20 protein-coding genes are annotated in these 23,214 nt (G+C 49.7%); 13 read left to right on the top strand and 7 right to left on the bottom strand.

Annotated elements, in window-relative coordinates; genetic code table 11:
* Positions 1–79: 79 nt before the first annotated feature.
* Complete coding sequence (locus F4V51_RS27285) at positions 80–760, bottom strand: CidB/LrgB family autolysis modulator (protein WP_153980304.1); 681 nt, start codon at positions 758–760, stop codon at positions 80–82.
* The gene (locus F4V51_RS27280; protein WP_153980303.1) at positions 757–1,128 is read right to left on the bottom strand and encodes a CidA/LrgA family protein; all 372 of its coding nucleotides are present in this window, start codon (positions 1,126–1,128) and stop codon (positions 757–759) included. The genes F4V51_RS27285 and F4V51_RS27280 overlap by 4 nt, the downstream gene beginning before the upstream one ends.
* Positions 1,129–1,290: 162 nt before the next feature.
* Here F4V51_RS27280 and cidR point away from each other — a divergent pair, with 162 nt between their 5' ends.
* Genes cidR through F4V51_RS27260 form a run of 4 tightly spaced genes read left to right on the top strand, consistent with a single transcriptional unit; the run spans position 1,291 to position 4,531 of the window.
* Positions 1,291–2,184, top strand: a complete 894-nt coding sequence (gene cidR / locus F4V51_RS27275) for a cidABC operon transcriptional activator CidR (RefSeq protein ID WP_127537384.1) — start codon at positions 1,291–1,293, stop codon at positions 2,182–2,184.
* Positions 2,185–2,241: 57 nt separating this feature from the next.
* Positions 2,242–3,099 carry a carbon-nitrogen hydrolase family protein gene (locus tag F4V51_RS27270; protein ID WP_153980302.1) on the top strand — a complete coding sequence of 286 codons (858 nt, stop codon included), beginning with the start codon at positions 2,242–2,244 and terminating at the stop codon, positions 3,097–3,099.
* Positions 3,100–3,150: 51 nt separating this feature from the next.
* Positions 3,151–3,828 (top strand): GNAT family N-acetyltransferase, encoded by a 678-nt coding sequence (locus F4V51_RS27265; protein WP_153980301.1) that lies wholly within the window; start codon positions 3,151–3,153, stop codon positions 3,826–3,828.
* Positions 3,829–3,859: 31 nt separating this feature from the next.
* Positions 3,860–4,531, top strand: a complete 672-nt coding sequence (locus tag F4V51_RS27260) for a GNAT family protein (RefSeq protein WP_153980300.1) — start codon at positions 3,860–3,862, stop codon at positions 4,529–4,531.
* Between the two features lie 123 nt (positions 4,532–4,654).
* Here the strand turns inward: F4V51_RS27260 and F4V51_RS27255 are convergent, their stop codons facing one another.
* Together F4V51_RS27255 and F4V51_RS29435 are read right to left on the bottom strand one after the other, a co-directional pair.
* Positions 4,655–6,637, bottom strand: a complete 1,983-nt coding sequence (locus tag F4V51_RS27255) for an LTA synthase family protein (protein WP_236146652.1) — start codon at positions 6,635–6,637, stop codon at positions 4,655–4,657.
* Positions 6,638–6,801: 164 nt separating this feature from the next.
* Positions 6,802–7,299, bottom strand: coding sequence for an antibiotic biosynthesis monooxygenase family protein (locus F4V51_RS29435; RefSeq protein WP_153980299.1), 498 nt, complete (start codon positions 7,297–7,299; stop codon positions 6,802–6,804).
* 135 nt (positions 7,300–7,434) lie between these two features.
* Here F4V51_RS29435 and F4V51_RS27245 point away from each other — a divergent pair, with 135 nt between their 5' ends.
* The 3 genes from F4V51_RS27245 to F4V51_RS27235 all read left to right on the top strand — a co-directional run bounded on the left by F4V51_RS27245 (position 7,435) and on the right by F4V51_RS27235 (position 12,144).
* Complete coding sequence (locus F4V51_RS27245; protein ID WP_153980298.1) at positions 7,435–9,780, top strand: helicase C-terminal domain-containing protein; 2,346 nt, start codon at positions 7,435–7,437, stop codon at positions 9,778–9,780.
* Between the two features lie 107 nt (positions 9,781–9,887).
* Entirely contained in the window at positions 9,888–11,360 is a 1,473-nt protein-coding gene (locus F4V51_RS27240; protein ID WP_153980297.1) for an alpha-amylase, read from the top strand.
* Between the two features lie 613 nt (positions 11,361–11,973).
* Positions 11,974–12,144 carry a hypothetical protein gene (locus F4V51_RS27235; RefSeq protein WP_153980296.1) on the top strand — a complete coding sequence of 57 codons (171 nt, stop codon included), beginning with the start codon at positions 11,974–11,976 and terminating at the stop codon, positions 12,142–12,144.
* A 113-nt stretch (positions 12,145–12,257) separates the two neighbouring features.
* On the opposite strand, the gene F4V51_RS27230 is transcribed toward F4V51_RS27235, so the two are convergent.
* Positions 12,258–13,007, bottom strand: coding sequence for an MBL fold metallo-hydrolase (locus F4V51_RS27230; RefSeq protein ID WP_162010003.1), 750 nt, complete (start codon positions 13,005–13,007; stop codon positions 12,258–12,260).
* 203 nt (positions 13,008–13,210) lie between these two features.
* On the opposite strand from F4V51_RS27230, the gene uxaC reads away from it, so the two are divergent.
* The 4 genes from uxaC (at position 13,211) to F4V51_RS27210 (ending at position 18,985) form a co-directional block, all read left to right on the top strand.
* Positions 13,211–14,653, top strand: a complete 1,443-nt coding sequence (gene uxaC / locus F4V51_RS27225) for a glucuronate isomerase (RefSeq protein ID WP_153980294.1) — start codon at positions 13,211–13,213, stop codon at positions 14,651–14,653.
* A 182-nt stretch (positions 14,654–14,835) separates the two neighbouring features.
* Positions 14,836–15,378 (top strand): MarR family winged helix-turn-helix transcriptional regulator, encoded by a 543-nt coding sequence (locus tag F4V51_RS27220; protein WP_153980293.1) that lies wholly within the window; start codon positions 14,836–14,838, stop codon positions 15,376–15,378.
* Positions 15,375–17,102: an ABC transporter ATP-binding protein gene (locus F4V51_RS27215; protein WP_153980292.1), complete on the top strand. Its 1,728-nt coding sequence runs from the start codon at positions 15,375–15,377 to the stop codon at positions 17,100–17,102. The genes F4V51_RS27220 and F4V51_RS27215 overlap by 4 nt, the downstream gene beginning before the upstream one ends.
* Complete coding sequence (locus F4V51_RS27210; protein WP_153980291.1) at positions 17,099–18,985, top strand: ABC transporter ATP-binding protein; 1,887 nt, start codon at positions 17,099–17,101, stop codon at positions 18,983–18,985. The genes F4V51_RS27215 and F4V51_RS27210 overlap by 4 nt, the downstream gene beginning before the upstream one ends.
* A 104-nt stretch (positions 18,986–19,089) precedes the next feature.
* On the opposite strand, the gene F4V51_RS27205 is transcribed toward F4V51_RS27210, so the two are convergent.
* A complete protein-coding gene (locus F4V51_RS27205) occupies positions 19,090–19,683 on the bottom strand; it encodes a hypothetical protein (protein WP_153980290.1) in 594 nt (197 codons plus the stop codon).
* Positions 19,684–19,961: 278 nt separating this feature from the next.
* On the opposite strand from F4V51_RS27205, the gene F4V51_RS27200 reads away from it, so the two are divergent.
* Together F4V51_RS27200 and F4V51_RS27195 are read left to right on the top strand one after the other, a co-directional pair.
* A complete protein-coding gene (locus F4V51_RS27200) occupies positions 19,962–21,173 on the top strand; it encodes a serpin family protein (protein ID WP_162010002.1) in 1,212 nt (403 codons plus the stop codon).
* A gap of 95 nt (positions 21,174–21,268) precedes the next feature.
* On the top strand, positions 21,269–22,165 hold the full coding sequence (locus F4V51_RS27195) for a diacylglycerol/lipid kinase family protein (protein ID WP_153980288.1): 897 nt from the start codon (positions 21,269–21,271) through the stop codon (positions 22,163–22,165).
* Positions 22,166–22,439: 274 nt separating this feature from the next.
* Here F4V51_RS27195 and F4V51_RS27190 read toward each other — a convergent pair whose 3' ends face one another.
* Entirely contained in the window at positions 22,440–23,063 is a 624-nt protein-coding gene (locus tag F4V51_RS27190; protein WP_153980287.1) for a TetR/AcrR family transcriptional regulator, read from the bottom strand.
* Between the last annotated feature and the right edge of the window lie 151 nt (positions 23,064–23,214).

Here is a 23,214-nt window from a genome sequence, read left to right as displayed (position 1 = left end):
TAAAACATGTCCTTATTGTAAGGAAGAAAGGGCTTTAATACAACAATAATATTTCAAATAATAGGGACAATTCTATCTATTATGGGAAAATAAGTTTAGAAAGAATAGGTGCCACCGCCAGAGTGAACAATGCAGCGAGTACCATGGAGATACTGGAGATGGTTCCTGTGAGGGAACTGAGCTCAAAAGCTTTGGAAGTCCCTGTACCGTGGGCACCTGTTCCGAGCAGGGTTCCGCGGGCAATCTCTCCATCAATGCGGAGCATTTTAACGATAGAAGGACCCATAATCGCACCAAGCAAACCGGTCATGATGACAAAAACCGCAGTAACAGCGGGGATCCCCCCAATAGTAGCCGAGACATTCATGGCAATCGGGGTTGTAATGGAACGCGGAATCAGGCTGTGAATCAGCCCGGAGTCCAGCTGAAGCCACTTGGCGAGCAGGGCAGACGAGAGTACGGCAACTACCGATCCGGTCATAACACTGAAGACAATCTCGGATATATGCTTTTTGAGCACATGGAAAAAGGTATAGAGCGGTACAGCAAAGGCTACCGTAGCCGGCTGCAGCAGAAGACTAAGCCATTTGCCGCCGCTGCTGTAATCTGTATAATCTGTTCCGGTCGCAAGCAGCACCCCAACGACAAGCAGGGGCGTGATCAGCAGTGGAGACAGATAAACCTTGGGCAATTGGCGATACATGCGTTTGGCAATCAAGTAAATACCGACAGTTAACAACAAGCAGAGAAATCCAATCATCCGGTGTGACGCTCCTTTCGTTTGGCAATTCGTGTGGCAACCAGCCCGGTGCAGACCATAACCAGAAATGTACTCAGCAGGACGATGAACAGAATCTGCAGTCCGTCATGTTCAAGCATGGGCATGTAGTTCATGATGCCAACGGCTGAAGGGATGAAGAAAAGCAGCAGTTCTCCGAGCAGCCATGCGGCTCCGACTTCAATCCAGCGCAGCTTCACGACCCGAGTCTGTAGCAAAATAAACAGTACAACCATGCCGAGTATCGAACCCGGTATAGGCAAATGGAGAGCACGGGCCAACTGGTCCATGAGCAGTGAAAAGACCATGAGGAGAGCAACCTGCAATATCCCAAGTCCCCATTTTTTCACTTCAATTCCTCCTTATATCATCAACGTGATTGATTTATTTTTTATGAAAATGAATGGAAACACACTTTCTTGTTACAAATTTTACATCGCATTCTTTCATGAGTAAAATGCATATTAAGAATGTTTTCTATTCCATTTATCTATGAGAGGCTGGAATCAACGATGGATATCCGCCATTTGCAATATTTTCTGGAGGTCGCCAGGCAGCAGAGCTTTACCAAGGCAGCCGAGGTGTTATATATCACCCAGCCAACCATCAGCAAAACCGTGAAAAGTCTGGAGGATGAGCTGGGGGTTACGCTGCTGGATCGGTACGGCAAGAGAGTCGAATTGACCGATGCAGGGCATGTTTTCTTCCGGCAGGCACTGGAAATTGAAAAATCGTTTCGCAGCTTGTCCTCCGAACTCGACGATCTGATGAATCTGAAGAAAGGACATCTGCGCATCGGATTGCCACCCATGGTGGGCTCAAGCTTTTTCCCCATGATCATTGGTGAATTTCATAAGGCCTATCCGCAAGTGAGCATTCAACTGTTTGAGGATGGTGCCAAAAAGGTAGAGGCCGATGTCATCAGTGGTGCACTGGATATTGGTGTCGCTGTGCTGCCGACGGTGGATGAGCTGCTCGATCATTTTGTGTTCGTGGAAGAAAAGCTGAATCTGCTTGTTCACCCTTCGCATCCGCTGGCGGGCAAAGAATCGGTTGCCCTGCGTGAACTGGAGCATGATGCCTTTGTGCTGTTCAGGGAGGATTTTGCCCTGCATGATCGGATCATTGCTGCCTGTCAGCATGTAGGATTCCAGCCGAGGGTGGTCTATGAGAGCTCCCAGTGGGATTTGCTCAGTGCAATGGTTGCGGCCAATCTGGGGGTGGCATTACTTCCCGAGACCATCTGCCGTGAAGTGGATCATATGCGTGTACGCATTATGCCGGTTGTGGAACCCGTGATCCCCTGGCAGCTCGGCATGATCTGGCGTAAGGACCGATATCTGTCTTTTGCCACAAGGGAATGGATCGGTTTCACCAAGGCGATGTTGAGCGAAGAAAGGAAATAGAAATTACTTCATTTCGTTGTTACAATGAGAGCAGAATAATGATGGAGGTGGAGAAACATGAAATTGCGGGTATCCGCGGTACAGTACCGATTGCAAACCATCAGCTCCTTTGAGCAGTTTGCTGCTCAAGCCGAGCATTATATACGGACAGCCGACGAATTCGGAACTGAATTTGTGCTGTTCCCTGAATTTTTTACAACTCAGCTCATGTCCATTGGTGACGGTAAGGGCAACGCGCTGACCATTGAGGACTTGCCCGATTTTACAGAGCAGTATGAACAGCTGTTCACATCCCTGGCAGCGAAGTACAACATGCATCTGATCGGGGGAACCCATGTCATCCGGCGTGAAGGGAAATTGTATAATACCGCCCACATGTTCTATCCGGATGGCCGTATTGCACGCCAGGCCAAGATCCATATTACACCGACCGAAGTACAGGAATGGAATATGGCACCGGGGGATGGCCTTGAAGTATTCGACACGGATAAAGGCAGAATTGCAATGCTGACCTGTTACGATATTGAGTTCCCGGAAATTGTGCGTATGGCAAAAGCCAAAGGAGCTGACGTCATCTTCTGTCCTTCCTGCACGGATGACCGGCACGGATTCTACCGGGTGCGCTATACAAGTCATGCGCGCGCAGTGGAGAATCAGGTTTATGTTGTACTGACCGGAACAGTAGGCAATCTGCCGACAGTGGACTTCATGCGTGCCAACTACGGACAGGCTGCCATCATTACGCCGAATGATGTCCCGTTCCCGCCGCGCGGCATTCTGGCCGAAGGTGAGATTAACGATGATATGATCGTAACAGCAGATCTGGATCTGGATTTGCTCTACGAAGTACGTGAGCGCGGATCTGTAACGACCTGGCGTGACCGCCGCACCGATCTATATACAGACTGGGCGTAGTCTGAGGCTCGAACTGCCCGTATTGTCTGTTGGGAGGAGGAGATTATCAGCATGTATCAAAAAGAGATGTTGATTACCGGTCCGGATAAGCACGGTAAGCCAGTAAAAGCTATCGTTCGTACGTATCAGCACGCTGACTTCGATGAACTGATTCGCATCCAGGCCGAGAGCTTTCCTCCGCCTTATCCGGAAGAGCTGCTCTGGAACCATCAGCAGCTTGCCAGTCACGTAGCCAACTACCCGGATGGGGCCATCTGCATTGAGGTAGATGGTGAGCTGGCGGGATCGATGACCTCGCTGCGCATGCAATGGGACCCTTCACATCCGGCAAGCCACACGTGGGCTGAAGTGACCGATGATGGGTATATTCGCAATCATCAGCCGGATGGCAACACGCTCTACATCGTTGATCTGTGTGTACGTCCGAAATTTCGCAAGTGGGGACTGGCACAGCTCATGATGCAGGCCATGTATCATCTGGTCATTGCACAGGGGCTCGACCGACTGCTCGGTGCCGGGAGAATGCCGGGGTACCATCTGGTGGCTGATGAAATGACGGCTGAATCGTATCTGGAGCAGGTGGTATCCGGCGAGAAACGCGATCCGGTGATCTCATTCCTGCTGCGCTGCGGACGTATGCCAGTGGGTGTGGCGACGGATTATCTGGATGATGAGGAGTCCTGCAACTATGCAGCCCTTATGGAATGGCGCAATCCGTTCAAGACATAATGCACATTTAACATTGGAGGTAGATGAATCCATGGAATTTACACGAATTACTTCAATTAATGATCCTTTGTTTGCCCAAATGCACAAGCTGATGCAGGAAATTTTCCCGCCTGAGGAAGTGCTGGACTTCCCGCTGTGGCAGGAACCGCTGGAAGACCCAGGCATTCGCGTATTTGTGGCTGTGCATGAAGGGAATGTTGTGGGAGCGACAGAATACCGCTACTACGAAGACTGGAATGTGGCCATGACGGATTTTACGATCATCGGCCGCGAAGGTCTGGGCATCGGCAGTTTCCTTGCCAACCATCGGAAGCTTGACCTGCAGCAGCTTGCCGCGGCAAACGGCAAGGAACTGTTCGGCATGTTCGCCGAGATTTATAACCCGTATCTTAGCCAGGATCATGAATTTGGCGGCATTAAGCCCATGGATCCGTATGTACGCCGCGAAGTGCTGTCCCATCTGGGATATCAACGACTGGATTTCCCATATGTTCATCCTTCCTGGCAAGGGGACGGAGAAGCGGTGGGTGGACTTGACCTCTGCTTCATGCCGGGCAATGAGGAGCAAGGGGAGCTGCCAGCCAGCCTGGTGGCTGATTTCCTGAATCGCTATTATGCTGTCCTGCCGAATAAACCGCAGGAATGGCTTGCGATGGTGGATCAGCTGAAAGCTCGCACTTCGGTGCCGCTGCTGCCTTTGTAATTACGAATGAAATATACAGCATGACACAGCCTGCGAACGGCTGGAAATGCATAAAGCCCATGAAGCAGGATTCCATTCCTGTTTCATGGGCTCTTTTGATAGATTGAATGATTGCTTCGGAGGCTACTTCTCTGTATTCCGGTCAGGCAGCTGTATTAAATAACTGTTGGACAAATGCATAAGATCCAAAGCACGCTCATACTCGTCCTTGGTAATGTACCCTGAGGAGGACACGGTGTCGCCATCCGTTGTGGCAGTTGCCGGAACAGCTGCCTCTTCCGATGACTCCTTATTCGGTCCCGGATGGTTCTCCACCTGACTGGTATCCTGCCTTCCGGCATTAGCTAGCGAGTAATGGGTTCCGTCACCATAACCGGTCTCCGGAATGAATAATGAGGCATCATTAAGCACAGAACCGGTAGGCAGATAATAGCGTTCCGGCAGCAGATTGCCTGACTCCCGCAGCAGATCCTGCCCGAAGTGCAGTTGATCCTGGAGAGATGCGCCTGTGAGTCCGGCTATCGTTGGCAGAATGTCCACTTGTCCACCGATCTGATCCAGCTGCTCTGCAGGCGTGACCCCGGGAGCCGTCATGATGAGCGGAATATTAATCATGTCCGCAGATGTATACTCCCGGCCATAGATTTCTTTCATTAACTCTTTGTCGTCCTTGTCCAGCGAATAGATGGGCAGGCCAAGGTGGTCTCCGTATACCACCAGCAGGCTGTTTTCCCATAGTCCGCGTTGTTTCAAACCATCGATGAATTGTCCCACCGCCTGATCAGCATAATGCTGGGATACCAGATAATCGCCAGGCAGGGTGTCCGCGTACCGCTTCGGCAGCGTCAGGCTAACCTTTCTCTCTGGTAAATGGTACGGGTGATGCGCAGACATGGAGATGATCTGTGCATAAAATGGCGAGCCTTCTGCCTGCATTTCTTCCAATTTATTAAGCGTTTTAGAATACAGCACCTCATCCGATGCCGAGAAAGCAATGGAGTCCGCTGTGCCAAAATAATCGATATCATAATATTGGTCAAAACCAAGCGCCTGGTAGAGCTGATCCCGATTCCAGAAACGAACATCGTTTGAATGGAATGTAGCCGTCTGATACCCGATTGACGACAATAATTTGGGGAGACTTGGCAGGGCTTTATCGGCATAGACCGTCGATGCCGCTCCGTTTGGCGGTGTATAGAATGATGTGTTTACAACAAACTCGGCATCGGATGTATTCCCCTGACCTACCTGCTGATAGAAGTTCGGGAAATACAGGCTTTCCTGTGCAAGCTGGTTGAGATGTGGTGTGACTTCCTGGCCATCCACCTTCAGACCAATCAGGAAATTCTGGAATGATTCCAGCTGGAGGACAATCACGTTCCGGCCTTTAGCTGCCCCGGAATCCACGATAGACTCCAGCGCTGTCGTTTGTTTGATCTGATCAATGCGATCCTGATCAATCTCATCAAGCGGAAAGGGCTTTTCAGGCCGATCCGCCAGAATGGTATAAGCCTCGTAACCGAGAATTCCCATTTGTTCCGCTTGGGTAATTTCGCTCATGCTTGCCCGGTTCGGATATATGTTCAGCATGCAGATTACCAAGGAAATGATCAGAATAAAAGAGGCGACTCTGCGTGTGCTTCTGTGGTCCAGAGGTATCTTTCCCGGACGTTCGGTAACACCGAGCTTGATCCGGCGCCGGATCAGGATGCCGCCAATAATCAGAATATCCGCAAAAATAAACAAGTAATACGGGTCCAGCAGGGAGAACATGCTGCTCTTCACCGACGTCACCTGATTCACCTGCGCGAGCGCATGATAATTGACGATGACCCCATAATATTTGTAATACATAATGGCAGCGAAAAAAATGCCTGACAGCACCAGGTTCAGTGCAAGATAGGCCCACATCCGTCTTTTGGCGGCGAACCACTCAATCAGACAAAAGCAGATCCAGATCAACGGCAGCTCCGTAAGCAATGGCTTCCAGACGGGGATATCATCGAAAATGACCATCCAGGCCAGGGAGCTTTTAATAATCATAATCATGGTAAACAATATAAACGGTCCGCTTAGAAACCGGGTGAGTGAACTGCGTGACAACATAACCGCCTTCCCTTCCGAAGTTTCATTTAACAAGTATTATGATACCTCATGGTATGTCGTGTCAAAAGTATGAAATAGAAAAAGCCCCTCCCATTCGGGGAGAGGCCTTGTGAACTGCTGCATAAGTACAACTGGTGGGGCACTTGAGTCTGCCAGACTGCCCATTATTCTATTGTATATGTCGTGACATAAGAGGCTCTTGGAAACATGGCTGGTTTCTGTGCGGTCAGCCCTTCACTTGTACTGCGATTGCGGTGGGCATGATTATAGGCCTGAGACTGCTGCCAGCTTTTGAAGTGATCCTCTGACTCCCACAGGGTAAGTACAACATACGTATCATCTTTCAGGGGACGGAGCACCCGGATACCGACAAAACCTGGCTCGTCCTCCACTTTGCGTGCACGGTTTTTGAACCGATCCTCGAAGTCACCGCGGCCGTCTTCCGTCACCGGGATATTATTCAAAACCGCAAAGCTGCCGCCTGTCCAGGAGCCTGCGGCATCAAATGCCTCATATGCGGCTACGCTATCATCCGGCTCAATATGAAGCAGACGTTCAGACGTTTCGATGGCAAGACGAACCTGCTCCTCGCTCCGCAGGGTCAGATGTGGATACGCGGCGAGTACGTCCGGAATCGGGGAAGGAACCAAATAAATATACATGGAATCTGCCTCCTTAAATGTACGTTCCCCTTCAACATAGCATATGGGGAGGGACGAGTCCAATCTGCAGAATGGCTGGTTTGGCCAGGTCTTTTCATGATAAAGTAGAAGGACTAAAACAGAACGGGTGATCGTATGACAAATACCATTCGAATATCAGTCAGGCCTTTGGTTGAATACGTATATCGCAGCGGCAGTATTCGTCCCGGATTCCGCTCCAATGCATCCATGCAGGAAGGAACCCGAATTCACCAGAGAGTGCAGAAGGATTATACGGAAGATGATCTGAAAGAAGTTGTGCTTGAAGCTGAAATCCGGCATGGAGACCTGGTCTATGTCGTTGAAGGGCGATGTGATGGTCTGATTCGTCTGGAGGGTCAGCTGACTGTGGATGAGATCAAATCAACAGCCGGCAACCTGGATGATCTGGGCGACGGACTTCCGGTCCACTGGGCGCAGGCCATCATGTATGCATATATGTATGCCGTTCAGCATGATGAGCCAAGAATGCAGGTACAGCTTACCTATGTGCAGACCGTGAATAGTCAGGAGAGAAGATATCGGCGCATGCTCGAACGTGAGGAGCTTGAGCAATTTGCTGCTGAGGTCATTGCCGGATATGCTCCTTATGCCGAGATGATTGCTGCATATGAAGAGAAGCGCGATGTCACTGTTAAAGAACTGCCGTTTCCATTCCGCAAGTATCGGGAAGGGCAGCGCAAGCTGGCAGGCGCAGTATATCAGACTATCCGTGAAGGCAAGGGACTGATGGCCAAGGCACCAACCGGAATTGGGAAAACAATGTCCGTCTTATTTCCCGCAGTGAAGGCTATTGGTGAAGGCGAAGCCAGTCGATTGTTCTACCTGACGGCAAGAACGACGACTCGTGTTGCCGCAGAAGAGGCTTTTGCCAGAATGCAGGCGGAAGGACTGAACATGCATGTGATCAGCCTGACTGCCAAGGACAAGATCTGCTTCAAGGATGAGGAAGCTTGTGATACCGGACAGTGCGGCATGTGCGAAGGGTATTATGATCGCATTAATGGGGCAGTGCTGGATATGCTAGAGCATGAAACATTGATGACACGCCCAGTCATTGAACAGTACGCGCGCAAGCACCGGGTGTGTCCGTTCGAATTTTCACTGGATGCGGCATATGCGGCCGATGCAGTCATCTGTGACTATAACTATATTTTCGACCCGCGTATTTCCCTCAAACGCATGCTGGAGGAGCAGAAACGCAAGACGGTGCTGCTGGTCGATGAGGCGCATAATCTGGTGGATCGCGGCCGCATGATGTTCTCCGCTGAGCTGGAGAAGGCTGTTTTTCTGGATGTCAAAAGGGAGTTTAAGACGCTGGGCAGCAGTGTCACTGCCGCGAAGGCTATTACAGACCATGCAGGAGCCATCGATAAGTACCTGATCACCCTGCGCAAAAACGGAGGAGAAGAGGGCAAGCTGCTGCAGCAGGAGGCTCCGGAGGAACTGATTGAATTGCTTGAGCCCTTTGTCATGGTTGCAGAGCAGAATCTTGTGGAAGGCGGTTCGGGAAATGCCGAGACGGATCAACTGCTGCTGGATGCCTACTTCACAGCTCAGAACTTCCTGCGTATCGCCAAGCTGTATGATGAACGATTCGTCACGTATGCCGAATGTGTGCGAAGCGAAGTGAGAGTGAAGCTGTTCTGTCTTGATCCATCCGTGCTGCTCCGTCAGACAGCGAAAGGGTTCCGTTCCATCATTCATTTCTCGGCAACCTTGTCACCACTGGGTTATTACCGGGACATGCTTGGTGCGGAGGAAGAGGACTACACGTTGCGTATCCCTTCACCCTTTCAGCGGGAACAATTGGATGTAAGGCTGCTTCCCTTGTCCATTCGCTACAAGGACCGGCAGCGTTCCAGGCAGCCGATTGCGAGCATGCTCCATCAGCTCGTATCCGAGTGGCCGCGGAGCAACCTGCTTGTCTTTTTCCCATCGTATCCGTATATGCGTGAAGTCTACGAGACCTACATGCAGCTTCCTAGTGAGGCCGATACGGTCATGCAGGAACAGGGCATGAATGAGCTGGAAAGGGAGGCATTCCTGAATGCATTCCAGCCGCATCCGGAACGAACCAGGCTCGTATTTGCCGTGATGGGCGGCGTATTTTCAGAAGGGGTGGATCTGCCGGGAGATCGTCTCAATGGGGTCGTTGTGGTCGGTGCAGGGCTTCCCCAGATTGGACTCGAAAACAACGTGCTTCGTGACTATTTTGACCGCTCAGGACGCAATGGCTTCAATTATGCTTATGTTTTTCCGGGGATGAACAAGGTGCTGCAGGCAGGCGGCAGGCTGATTCGGACGGAAGAGGATACGGGCGTACTCGTGTTGGTGGATGATCGGTTCACCCAGGAGCCGTATCGTTCCCTTCTGCCCGAGGAGTGGCTGGACTACAAGCGCATCTCCCCTTCAACCGGAAACTTCTCTGCGGGTGATTGAAGCATAGGCCAAAAAGGGTATTACTTGGATAGCAAACGAACGAACAAGGGCGAATACATATCCGTTCCAACGTCCGCTTCGAAAGCAATCAAGGAGGTCGGTTTTTGATGAAAAGAAATCATACGATGATGCAGTTTTTTGAATGGCATTTGGCTGCAGACGGTAAGCATTGGAAACGACTGGCCCAAATGGCTCCGGAGCTGAAAGCCAAAGGCATTGATTCGGTATGGGTGCCCCCTGTGACCAAAGCCATTACCCCGGAGGATACCGGATATGGCGTCTATGATCTGTATGATCTTGGGGAGTTCGACCAGAAGGGCAGTGTGCGGACGAAGTACGGTACCAAGCAGGAATTGGTGGATGCCATTGCCGAGTGTCAGAAAAACGGTGTTGCCGTCTATGTTGACCTGGTGATGAACCATAAGGCTGGTGCCGACGAGAAGGAATTTTTTAAAGTTATTGAAGTGGACCCTAACGACCGGACGAAGGAAATATCCAAACCGTTCGAGATCGAAGGCTGGACCAAATTTACGTTTCCGGGTCGTGGCGACCAGTACTCCTCCTTCAAGTGGACATCCGAGCACTTTAACGGTACGGACTTTGATGCCAAGACAGAGCGCAGCGGCATATTCCGCATCGCAGGAGAGAACAAGAACTGGAGTGAAAATGTCGATGACGAGTTCGGCAACTATGATTATCTGATGTTCGCCAATATTGACTACAATCACCCGGAGGTCCGCAAGGAGATGCTCCAATGGGGAAAATGGTTGATCGACACGCTGCAATGCAGTGGTTTTCGTCTGGATGCGATCAAGCATATTAACCATGAATTCATCAAGGAATTTGCAGCAGAGATGATTCGCAAGCGGGGTCAGGACTTCTACATCGTAGGGGAGTTCTGGAATTCCAATTTGGATGCCTGCCGTCAATTCCTGGATACGGTGGATTATCAGATCGACCTGTTCGATGTGTCCCTTCACTACAAGCTGCATGAGGCATCCCTGGCAGGCAGAGATTTCGACCTGTCCAAAATTTTTGATGATACGCTCGTTCAGACACACCCAACGCATGCCGTAACGTTTGTCGATAATCATGATTCCCAGCCGCATGAAGCACTGGAATCGTGGATTGGCGACTGGTTTAAACCCAGCGCTTATGCATTGACCCTGCTGCGTCGTGATGGGTATCCGGTTGTCTTTTACGGCGATTATTACGGTATTGGCGGTCCTGAGCCGGTGGAGGGCAAAAAGGAGATTCTGGATATCCTGCTGTCTGCCCGTTATAACAAAGCTTATGGCGAGCAGGAGGATTATTTCGATCATCCCAATACCATTGGATGGGTACGCCGCGGCGTGGAAGAAATCGAGGGCTCCGGTTGCGCGGTGGTGGTCTCCAACGGGGATGATGGCGAGAAACGAATGTTTGTCGGCGAACATCGTGCCGGTGAAGTATGGATCGATCTGACGCACAGCTGCGAGGATAGCATCACCATTGAGAAGGACGGTTGGGCTACGTTCCATGTGTGTGGCGGAGGTTTATCCGTATGGGCTTTGCCTGATGAAGAGAGTACAACTGCGTAAGCTTGAGGATAAATATAGACAACGAAACCACCTGAAATGGCGATGGAATGCCTGCAGGTGGTTTTTTTTGCTGGGTCCAGCTTTTATGATTGTGCTATCCTATAATGGAATAATAAACCAAATACATGTGCGTTGATCATTGAAATACTTTTTATGTAGACTCTAGGGGGTGGATGGATTGAGGAGAATTATATATACGGGGGCATTTTTACTATTGATGGTGTGTTTGGTGGCCTGCAGCATATTTCCAAACAAGGGGCCGAACGGTGAACCCAGACGAACAGATGACTACACGCTTAATTCCGAGCGACGAGACCTTAATCAACACATTTTGAAGAACCCAGGCTCCTTCAGGGAAAATCCCCCCAATGACTATACATTAACCGCAAGTGTAAACGTAAGTCATGAAAACGGGGCTGACTTTAATGAAATCTTGGTAAGCGAGGTTCGGGTGCCAATGGATAATGTAATTCAGTCTTTTACACTAAATTCATCCATGTTAAATCATATCAATGCCTCCGAGCTTCTTAACTCTAACGTGCACAATACACACGAAACGACTCTCGGTCCGGACAAAGAACCTTTAGGATTAAGCTTGAGCAGGGGATATACGTTGAAGTCAGAAACGGAGATCGACAGCACTATCATTCATGCCTACGAGGATATGTACATTAAAATCTCCTATGGACCGAATGAGGATCGAACAGAAGATTACTTTAATCTAAAAGCCAAACCCTCTTCCGAAGTTATCGAATACATGAAAGCGTGGAGTGAGGATAAATAAGTAGAAAGGCAGCCTTTATCCGGCTCCATTTGGGAGCGTGAACGAAGGCCACCTCATCTTCTAGTAAACGATGCTTCAGCTTCCGAAGCTACTCGGAGCATCCCATACATATCTTATTTCTCATCCAGCTCAAATGATTCCAGTGTGCCGACCATGCGCAGGTCATGCTCGCGGTTAAACCGTTCCCGGGTACTCGCATCTGCATATTCGTCATGATAATGCATTAAGACGGTCTTTTGCCTTACTTCCGCAGGCAGTTGTTCCAGGTCCTTCAGCGAGGTATGGGATTTGATCACTAGATCATGCATATGGCATTCATGGAAAATCAGCTGCACATCTGCGGCAGCCTGTTCTACCCGTTCCTGATCCAGCGTGCTATCTGCACTGTAGTAGAAGTAGGGCTTCGCAGCAATCCCATTGCTGACCATGCCTGGAACGTGCTGTGTACGGAATGTCTCAAACGTCACGCCGCCCAGCTCGAATGAGCCTCCATCCGGCAGTGGAACGATATCATAATAATCGCTCATTGTACGCTCGCCATCAGTGGTGTAGCGCATGCCTGGAGATAAGATGCTCCATAGCGGCTCGACCAGCTGTTCGTGGATAAACAGGCGTGGTTTGCGGTCACCCACAATTTGCGAATAGTATCCGAGCATCTGTACACCGTTAATGTGGTCTTCATGCAAATGTGTGATAAATACATTATGGATATCAGTCATGGGGAACCCAATCTCTTTGAGCGCTTTGGCATTCGATTCCGGAAAATCAATGACCAGGTGCGTGCCTCCAAATTCGGCGAGCATGCTGTTGTGATGCTGCTCTACGCTGAACATGTCCCCTGTGCCCAGAAATGTAATTTTCAACAATTTCATCTCCTTGTATGATCTTCAGATCAGCATATCGTTCATTAAAACCAGTATATCTTGTTCGGGGGCATATGCCCAAACTAACCTTTTTTGAATACGCTATCATTTTTTATTGAACTTTGATAGGAAACAGTGTAGCGTAAAGATGGGAAGTGTACCCATATGAACGTAAACTCACCCAAAGGGAGCGTGCGAAGCGAATGAAGTCTTTTTTGGATGAACAATTTTTGCTGCACAATGAGACAGCCGTCAAGTTATATGAGGATTACGCCAAGGACATGCCGATTATTGACTACCACTGCCATCTTAGTCCACAGGAGATCTACGAGAACAAGACCTTTGGCAATATTACGGAAGCCTGGTTGTACGGGGATCACTACAAGTGGCGGTTAATGCGGGCAAACGGTATCGAAGAGCAGTACATCACTGGTGGTGAGGGCGTGACCGATTACGATCGTTTCCTGGCTTATGCCAAAACGGTACCCATGATGATCGGCAACCCGTTATATGCCTGGTCCCACCTGGAATTGCAGCGGTACTTCGGGGTATATGAAGTATTGAATGAGAGCAGTGCTCCAGGAATCTGGGAAAAAGTAAATGCCAAGCTGAACAGTGAAGGATTTGGTGCACGTGACCTGATCACGAAATCCAATGTCACGGTTGTGTGCACAACCGATGATCCTTGTGATTCTCTGGAATACCATCTGAAGATTCAGGAAATCGAAGGCTTTGATACAGCTGTGCTGCCTTCTTTCCGTCCGGATAAGGGGCTTGAACTGAACCGGGATACCTTCATCGAATGGGTGAGCAAGCTGTCTCAGGCTTCGGGTACAGCAATCTCTGATTATGATTCATTCCTCTCTGCGCTGGAATCCCGGGTGGAGTTTTTCCATTCCGTAGGTGGCCGAGTTTCCGACCATGCACTGGACTATGTGCCATATGGCAAGGCAACACGGGAAGAAGCAGCTGCCATTTTTGCCAAAGCACTCGCAGGTCATCAAGTAAGCCGTGAGGAAGAGGACAAGTACAAGACCGTTACACTGACCTTCCTGGGCAAGCTATATGCGGAGCGGGGCTGGGTGATGCAGTTCCATATAAATGCAGCCCGTAATAATAACAGCCGGATGTTCGCTCAGCTTGGACCGGATACCGGATATGATGCGGTGAATGATACGCCGCTCTCTTCTGCGATGATCGGTCTGCTGGACGCATTGGAGCAGGAGAAGGCACTGCCCAAAACCATTCTATATTCCTTGAATCCACGGGATAATGAAGTGCTGGCTGCCATTGTCGGCAGCTTCCAGGGCGGCGGTATACCAGGCAAAATTCAGCTTGGCGCAGCATGGTGGTTCAACGATACCAAGGATGGCATGCTCGCTCAGATGAGAGCACTGGCCAACGTTGGTTTGCTGAGCCGTTTTGTGGGGATGCTCACGGACTCACGCAGCTTCCTTTCCTATACAAGACACGAATACTTCCGCCGTCTGGTCTGCAACCTGATCGGGGAATGGGTGGAGCAAGGAGAGGCACCGCATGATATGGAATTGCTCGGACAGATGGTTCAAGGCATTGCCTACAACAATGCCAAGGCGTACTTCCCATTCTCGGCTTCCCTCAAAACCGTATCTGCTTCGCAGTCCTGATTGACATTGAACTTTTCGAAACCGTGGCGATCTGCCGCGGTTTTTTTGTGGTGTCATTTACCTGTTTGACTTCCGCCGCTGGTGAAAATATAATTAGTATACCTAATTAATTGATATACTATTTAATAGTGATCCTATGTTAATTGAGAATTCATTGAGAATGTAAAAAGGAGGAACGCCATATGACAGGTCTGGATCCAGTGGCCCAGAAGCTGCTGTATTCCATCATGCAGTTTAACAAAGGCAAATGGAGACAGCATAAGCCCCACGGGCGTAACCATAATGAAATTATGGTATTGGCCTGTTTGCTCCACGGTTCACATCCGGGAGAGCGTCTGGATTGGAGAGATAATCCCCCCGATTTCAACAGCGAATTGAATGAAGATCATCCAGGATTGAAAGTATCGGAGATCAGTGCGCTGCTGCGAGTAAAATCACCGACGATTACTCCAGTCATTCGTGGTCTTGAGGACGAGGGACTGGTCAAGCGAACCATGGACCCGGATGATCGCCGTGCCGTGCGTATTACGATTACAGAAGCAGGCCGTGATATTATTCGGGCTGTTCATGAAGAGCGCATGCAGATATTCAACAGATTGGTTGAGCATCTGGGAGAGGAAGACAGTACCCAGTTAGCCGAGCTGCTGACGAAAGTATATAGCTTTTTTGACTCGCTCGCTTCCCAACAAAAGGAGCATTCAACCGAAGGAGATGATACGCCATGATGAAACTGTTTCGCATGCTTAAGCCTTATCAAATCCCCATTATCTTCATTTTGGGTCTGGTACTGCTGCAATCACTCGCCGAGCTGTACCTGCCAACCTTGATGGCCGATATCGTTAATGATGGTATCGTCAAAGGGGATGTTCCGTACATCTGGCAAATCGGCGGCTGGATGCTGGTCATTGCGATTGGGGGTACGGCCTGTTCCGTATTGGCCAGTTACCTGTCTTCCCGTACAGCAGGAGGGTTTGCCAAGCAGCTGCGCAGCCGGGTTTTCCGCCACGTGGAGAATTTCTCGCTGCAGGAATTTGATAAACTAGGCACCGCATCACTGATCACCCGTACGACGAATGACATTACGCAGGTTCAGAACGTATTAACGATGATGCTGCGCATGATGATTATGGCTCCGATGATGTGTATCGGTGGTATCTTCATGGCGGTATCCCAGGACGCAAAATTGTCCACGATCTTCCTGGTCGTGCTGCCTGTACTGGCGGGTGCCATTGCACTGATTGGGGCCAAGGGTCTGCCGCTATTTAAACAAATCCAAAAAAAGCTGGACCGGCTGAATTTGGTTCTGCGTGAGCAATTAACAGGTATTCGTGTCGTTCGTTCCTTCAACCGCGGAGAACATGAACACGTTCGTTTTAACGGAGCGAATACGGATCTGAGAGATGCTTCGATTAAAGTTAACGTTCTGATGGCGACATTGATGCCTGTTATGATGCTTGTCATGAACTTCTCCATGATCGCCATTCTATACTTCGGAGGACAGCGCATAGACAGTGGAAACATGGACATTGGTTCCCTGATTGCGTTTATCCAGTACGCGATGCAGATCATGTTCTCACTGATTATGGTTTCCATTATTTTTGTCATGATTCCAAGAGCTTCTGCATCCGCAGAACGGATCAACGAAGTGCTGGATATGCAGCCTGACCTTAGTGATCCAGAGCAGCCTCGTGGCATGAAATCCCTGCAGGGCACCATTGAATTCGACAATGTGACCTTCCGTTATCCGGGAGCAGAGAATGCGGCATTGTCGGGTATTTCGTTTACGGCCCGTCCGGGAGAGACCACAGCCATTATTGGTGGTACAGGATCGGGGAAATCCACGCTGCTCAGCCTTATTCCCCGTTTCTATGATGTAACAGAAGGCAGTGTGCGGGTGAACGGTACGGATGTACGTGAAATCAGTCAGGAAGATTTACGCGCGAAAATTGGCTTTGTGCCACAAAAGGCCGTCCTCTTCACGGGAACGATTGCGGAGAATATCCGCCACGGGAAAGAAGATGCCACCATGGAGGAAATCGTTCATGCAGCCCGTACTGCTCAGGCAGAGAACTTCATCTCCGAGATGAAGGACGGGTATGACAGCCTTATTGCTCAAGGTGGTAATAACGTTTCTGGTGGACAGAAACAGCGTTTGTCCATTGCACGCGCACTTGTTCGTCGCCCGGAAGTGTATATTTTCGACGACAGCTTCTCCGCTTTGGATTTCAAAACCGATGCCAAACTTCGTGCTGCGCTGAAATCCGAAACGACCGAAGCGGCGGTGCTGATTGTTGCACAGCGAGTAAGTACAGTTATGGATGCAGATCGCATCCTGGTTATGGATGAAGGACGCATTGTTGGTTCCGGTACCCATAAGGAACTGCTTGCGAACAATGAAGTGTACCGCGAGATTGTATCATCTCAGCTGACAGAGGAGGAGATCGCATGAGTGAACGTACCGAACATAAAAGCAGAGCACCTCGCCCCTCTGGCGGACCAGGTCACCCTGGTGGCGGTATGGGCATGCGTCCTCCGGGTGAAAAGCCGAAGGACTTCAAAGGTACCCTGCGGCGGCTGATCAAGTATCTCCAGCCACACCGTTATCGTCTGCTCGGTGTATTGGTAGCTGCAATCCTCAGTACCGTGTTCAGCATTATCAGTCCGAAGGTTATGGCTGAAGGAACCGATATACTGAGCCAGGGCGCCATTGCCATTCTGCAGGGCATACAGGGCGCAGGTATTGATTTTCCTGCATTAATGAAAGTGTTGTACCTGCTCTTGGGATTGTACCTGTTCAGTGCAGCATTTATGTATATTCAACAATACCTGATGGCTGGGGTTGCTCAGCGAGTGGTCTATGACATGCGTGAGCAGATCAGCGCCAAAGTGGGCCGGCTGCCACTGAAATACTTTGACTCCCGTACCCACGGGGAGACGCTCAGCCGGGCGACCAATGATGTGGACAACATCAGTAATACGCTTCAGCAGAGTTTGGCCCAGTTTATTACTTCTGTCGTAACCATTGTCGGCGTAATTATCATGATGCTGACGATTAGTCCATGGATGACACTGATCACCATTTTGACGCTGCCACTCAGTGTAATCGTTGTGATGCTGGTGGCATCCCGTTCACAAAAACATTTTGCGGGACAGCAGAAATCACTGGGTGAGCTGAACGGGCATGTCGAGGAAATGTACACTGGACACAAGGTCGTAAAAGCATTTGGACGCGAAGAACAATCGGTACAGCAATTCGAGAAGGTCAATGAAGAGCTGTATGAATCGGGCTGGAAGGCTCAATTTATCTCAGGGATCATCATGCCGCTTATGAGTTTTGTCGGTAACCTGGGTTATGTTCTGATCTGTGTGGTCGGCGGGATCTTTGTTACACGCGGCGCCATCTCAATCGGGGATATTCTGGCGTTCACGCAGTACTCTCGTCAATTCACACAACCGATTAACCAGATTGCCAACATCTCCAATATCATTCAGTCCACGATCGCTTCGGCAGAGCGGGTGTTCGAGCTGCTGGATGAAGAGGAAGAGGTACCAGAGTCAAGCAAGCCAGTACAATTACAGCAGCCTCAAGGAGCGGTTGCGTTCCAAGGCGTTAATTTTGGATATAAACCGGATGAACTGCTTATCAAAAATATGAACATCGATGTTAAGCCGGGTCAGACCGTGGCCATTGTAGGACCAACCGGCGCGGGTAAGACAACACTGATCAACCTGTTGATGCGTTTCTACGAAATTCAGGATGGAAAAATCACGATCGACGGTGTCGATATCCGGGACATGGAACGCGGCAAGCTGCGCAGTCTGTTCGGAATGGTGCTTCAGGATACATGGCTGTTTAACGGAACCATTCGGGACAACATCGCGTATGGTCGTGAGGGTGCAACCGAAGCAGAAGTGGTTAAGGCGGCAGATGCAGCCCATGCCGATCACTTTATTCGTACGCTGCCGGAGGGCTATGATACCGTGCTGAACGAAGAAGCATCCAATATCTCTCAGGGACAGAAACAGCTGCTGACGATTGCAAGAGCCATCTTGGCGAATCCATCCATTCTTATTCTGGATGAAGCAACGAGCAGCGTGGATACCCGGACTGAGGTATTTATTCAGAAAGCAATGAATGATCTGATGAAGGATCGCACGAGCTTTGTCATTGCTCACCGCTTGTCTACCATTCGCGGGGCGGATCTCATCCTTGTCATGGATCACGGCAATGTGATTGAACAGGGCAACCATGATGAATTGATGGCACAGCAAGGATTCTATGCGGATCTGTACAACAGCCAGTTTGCAGAACAGCAGCCGCAGGCGATCTAATTTAACGATGCATACAATGTTATAGAAATAAGCCGGACTCCCTGTTGGGAGCCCGGCTTATTTGCTGTGTCGTAACCTTTTGCCGCCTGGTTGAAAATGAATTACTACTTGTCTTTGGATTCCACCACAGCTGTACGATCTGCTTCATCATGGGTATCTGCCTTCTCTTCAGACTTTGCATCCGTGCTCGCTTCTTGAAGAGCTGACGGGGCGGGTTCGCCCGGAATTTGCTCACGCTGTTCAAGCATACGTTTCACGACCTCATAACAGTCATCGACATGTTTGTTACCCACATAACGCATGGCTGTGAAGCTGAGAGCTGCGGCTAGACCTTGGCCTGCAAGTGGAACGAACTTGGCTACGGATTTGGTGGCTACGCGTACGCCGACCCGCTTCAGTACCTGAACGACAAGTTCCTTCGTTACCATGCGTCCGATGACTTTGCTTCCGATAGACATGACGAATCCGTAAATCATGGATTTGGTCTCGGGGTCCATGCCGTCGAGCTGTTTTTGCGACAGTCCGAATTTATTGTTAATGGCAGGCAATAGCTGCATAAGCATCCCCACATCAGCCAGCACGTCTGTACCGGGTAAAGGGACGAGTGTAGTACCAGCAGAAGCGGTTGCTCTCTTGCGGACCATCGTGCGGCATTCCTTGCGGACTTGCTCCAATTGTTCCAACGTTGCCGGAATCATAGGAAATCCCTCCATTCGTATATGGTATAGATATAACCGATTTAGCTCCTTTTGAATGGCGTTTCCCCCGTGGGGGTGATTATGGAGTGTGAAGTAACCTTTTCCCTCTACCATGCGTTTAGTAAAAAAAGGAAAACACTCATTAGCCATGTACGATTTCTATTTATTACGGATGTGAGGGGATGACGATGCATACACGGTTATCTGTACACCTGTTATTATGTTGTGTATGTTGGCTGTTCATTACAAGCTGTTCAGAACAGGAGGGGAAGAACCAGATGGAACCCAGTTCGAATCAGGTATTATCCGCTGATGAACGGAATGCACTTCTGAAGAAAATCGAGCCGAAACAGATTGAGGCGATGAACCGATTGGGGCTGCAGCTGATCAGAGAGCTTGGAGCACAGGAGGCATCGAGCGGGAAGAATCTGCTGATCTCTCCATATAGTATCTCAGTGGGGATGGGCATGGCATACCTTGGCAGTGAGGGAGAAACAAGGCGGGAAATGGCAGAAGCGATGGGTTGGTCAGGACGGGATGATGGGCAATTAAACACTACGCAAGCAGCATTGTATCAATTACTAACGCATCCTGGCTCTGAAATAGAGATTGAAATTGCCAATGCAGTGTGGATTAAGAACGGAGTCACAGTAGAAGATGAGTATAAGGCTAAATTACAGCAAACATTTGAAGCCGAAATCAGGCCATTGCATGTACAACCCGAACAAGCCAAAGATGAAATTAATCGTTGGGTGGAAGAGCATACTCGTAGCAGGATCCAACAATTGATGCAGGAATCACCTGCAGCGGAAACGCTCATGATTTTGGTGAATGCCATAGCATTTGACGGCAACTGGACGAATGAATTTCAACCTGAGTATACAAAAGATGGCGATTTCCGGCTCGCAAATGGAAGCACGATGTCTGTGCCGATGATGTATCAATCGAAGCAGTTTCATTACACGGAGAATGAGGATTGGCAGGCTATTCGGCTTCCCTATGGGGATGAACAAATGTATATGCTGGTTGTATTGCCCCGGGAGGGTCATACGTTGGAAGAAATCCAGCTGCAGGTGGAGGATCATCCCCAAAAGCTGAATGAACCATCTGACTTCAGGTTGGTAGACTTGTCGTTGCCCCGCTTTCGAGCCGAGTATGGCGTTCATTTAAAAGAAGCCATGCAGCAGCTTGGTATAGAGAAGGTTTTTGATCCGTATACAGCTGATTTTACAAACATAATCCTGCGTGGACCGGACTGGCAGGCCTATATTGGCCAAATCATCCACCGAGCTGTGATGGAAGTGAGTGAGCAAGGAACCGTAGCGGCCGCTTCTACACTCTTGGATATGAGAGCAGGGAGTGCCCCACCTACGGATCGTGTCCAGATGGAGGTTAATCGTCCATTTATGGTTGCTGTGGTGGATGATTCAACTGGAGCATGGGTTTTCGCTGGAGCCATCCAGCGGCCTGAACAGGTCGTTTCCCACTGACGTCTGAGCTAACAGTAAAAGTATAGGCTCTTTCGCTACTGCTTCAACCTTGACAGCTAAAGGGTAAACAAGCATTAGAATGGAGGAAGAGAGCGATGGCATTTAACAAAGCACTGTTAATTCATCACAATCATGCCGGAAAAGCGAATCGTGCGGATGCAGTAGGTACTGCAGCCGGAGTACTTGCGCCTGCTGTTCGTGAGCTTGTTGTTGTACGCACCGACGAACCTGGAGAGGGGGAAGCCTTGTGCCGGGATCGCGGGCAAGAGTTCGATGTCGTTTTTATTTTGGGTGGGGACGGTACGGTGCATGAATGCGTGAATGGACTGGCCCGTCTGCAGAAACCGCCGCTGATTGGGATTTTGCCTGGAGGGACCTGTAATGATTTTGCACGTTCTCTCGGATTGTCACCGGATGTGGAGGTCGCGGCACGTCAGCTGCTTGAGGGTCATGCAGTTTCGATTGATATTGGGCAGGCCAATGATCGGGTGTTTACGAACTTTTTTGGCATTGGATTAATCAGTGATACATCGCAGAATATTAACTCCAACCTGAAGGGTGCGCTGGGTAAGCTGAGCTACTTCATCAGCACACTGCAGACCATTAGTAACACCGAGCCTTTTCATTACCGGATGGAGGCGGACGGCAAAACGATGGAAGGGGAAGCCGTCATGATCTACGCGGCGAACGGACGGTTTCTTGGAACGAATTCACTTCCATTTGCTCCAGATGCGCTGCAGGATGGTGAACTGGATATCCTCATTATTCATGAGACGGGCATTCCGCTGCTGCGAGAGATCCTGTCGCACAAACCGGAGGGAGAGTGGCAGCCACAGAATGAAAGTATCAGTTACTTCAAGGCGTCAACCCTGCTGCTGGAGACGGATGCTCCCATGCCCGTTGATACGGATGGCGAATTGTACATGAAGACACCCGCCGAGCTGTCGGTGCTGGCGGGTCATCTGACTTTTTTGACCGGGGATGTGTACTAAGCACTTCTCCGGTTCTTTTTATATCAATTACCTTGCCGCGCAGGGCCTGTCTTCTGACCTGGGACATGCCGTTCACGGAATTCATGCTCCAACATACTCATGAGAATGGCATCATGATATTGGTGGTTGACGGGGAACACGTGGGGATGATGTTGGTTGGGACATTCGTGATACCTCCTAGAAAGTCATAACGCTTGGGCAATGGTCTATCCATATCAATGCCACTGTATAAACGATTGCATTCTGACATGAGTATATCTCAATAAAGTAAACGTTACTTTCGCTGAACAGCTCCGTCCAGGAATAAGGAAACCAGCTCATGAGCCAAGTCCTCAATGCTTGCATGCATGCTGCGCACATCCTCCCGGTTCGCGAGCATGAGCAGGGAGGTGAATGCTTGGGCGAGCAGCATAGGGCTCGCAGAGCGCAAATAACCGCTGTCCATCTCCCGTTTGAAATGTGTGGCGAGAACATTGAAGATCTGCGTCTCGGCTTCACGGATCTGCGCAAGCTGGTCAGCATTGAGATAGGTCTCGGCTTCACGCATCATGGTTTCCGTGTCCACATGGGACTGCTGCATTTTGGCTGCAGCAACACTCTCCAGCCGCTGCTGCAATGAGCCGGGTTCTTCCAAACGAAGTGCCGTCTGCTGCTGGCCCATGGCCATCATACGCGTTATGGCAACAGTGAAGAGTTCCGGTTTGCTGGAAAAGTGATAATAGATGGACGCCTTGGTCACATGGCATAGTGTGGCAATCTGCTGAAGAGAGACGGGTTCATAACCATATTCCATAAATAACTGCGAAGCAGTCATGAGTATCTTCGACTGGACTGATGTCTGATCGGTACCTGCTTTGGGTCTTCCGGGTGACCGGGAAGGTGTAGTCTTTTTAGTCATGCGGCATACCTCTTTACATAAAAATTATCTTGGCATAAAGTGTTCAAAAAATTAGTATTGCAAAATTAACCTTACGGTATATATAATTAACTCGATTATACTATGACCCGTGGTTCATTTCTACAATTCATATACAAAACGGTTTCATAGA

This window comes from Paenibacillus xylanilyticus (assembly GCF_009664365.1).
GTDB lineage: Bacteria > Bacillota > Bacilli > Paenibacillales > Paenibacillaceae > Paenibacillus > Paenibacillus xylanilyticus_A.
This window is presented reverse-complemented; position numbering and strand designations above follow the sequence as displayed.

Bases quoted from the DNA above. Each gene is read 5' to 3' on its own strand.
- F4V51_RS27285 (WP_153980304.1), bottom strand. From the start codon at position 760: ATGATTGGATTTCTCTGCTTGTTGTTAACTGTCGGTATTTACTTGATT.
- cidR (WP_127537384.1), top strand. From the start codon at position 1,291: ATGGATATCCGCCATTTGCAATATTTTCTGGAGGTCGCCAGGCAGCAG.
- F4V51_RS27270 (WP_153980302.1), top strand. From the start codon at position 2,242: ATGAAATTGCGGGTATCCGCGGTACAGTACCGATTGCAAACCATCAGC.
- F4V51_RS27265 (WP_153980301.1), top strand. From the start codon at position 3,151: ATGTATCAAAAAGAGATGTTGATTACCGGTCCGGATAAGCACGGTAAG.
- F4V51_RS27260 (WP_153980300.1), top strand. From the start codon at position 3,860: ATGGAATTTACACGAATTACTTCAATTAATGATCCTTTGTTTGCCCAA.
- F4V51_RS27255 (WP_236146652.1), bottom strand. From the start codon at position 6,637: ATGTTGTCACGCAGTTCACTCACCCGGTTTCTAAGCGGACCGTTTATA.
- F4V51_RS29435 (WP_153980299.1), bottom strand. From the start codon at position 7,299: ATGTATATTTATTTGGTTCCTTCCCCGATTCCGGACGTACTCGCCGCG.
- F4V51_RS27245 (WP_153980298.1), top strand. From the start codon at position 7,435: ATGACAAATACCATTCGAATATCAGTCAGGCCTTTGGTTGAATACGTA.
- F4V51_RS27240 (WP_153980297.1), top strand. From the start codon at position 9,888: ATGAAAAGAAATCATACGATGATGCAGTTTTTTGAATGGCATTTGGCT.
- uxaC (WP_153980294.1), top strand. From the start codon at position 13,211: ATGAAGTCTTTTTTGGATGAACAATTTTTGCTGCACAATGAGACAGCC.
- F4V51_RS27220 (WP_153980293.1), top strand. From the start codon at position 14,836: ATGACAGGTCTGGATCCAGTGGCCCAGAAGCTGCTGTATTCCATCATG.
- F4V51_RS27215 (WP_153980292.1), top strand. From the start codon at position 15,375: ATGATGAAACTGTTTCGCATGCTTAAGCCTTATCAAATCCCCATTATC.
- F4V51_RS27210 (WP_153980291.1), top strand. From the start codon at position 17,099: ATGAGTGAACGTACCGAACATAAAAGCAGAGCACCTCGCCCCTCTGGC.
- F4V51_RS27205 (WP_153980290.1), bottom strand. From the start codon at position 19,683: ATGATTCCGGCAACGTTGGAACAATTGGAGCAAGTCCGCAAGGAATGC.
- F4V51_RS27200 (WP_162010002.1), top strand. From the start codon at position 19,962: ATGGAACCCAGTTCGAATCAGGTATTATCCGCTGATGAACGGAATGCA.
- F4V51_RS27195 (WP_153980288.1), top strand. From the start codon at position 21,269: ATGGCATTTAACAAAGCACTGTTAATTCATCACAATCATGCCGGAAAA.
- F4V51_RS27190 (WP_153980287.1), bottom strand. From the start codon at position 23,063: ATGACTAAAAAGACTACACCTTCCCGGTCACCCGGAAGACCCAAAGCA.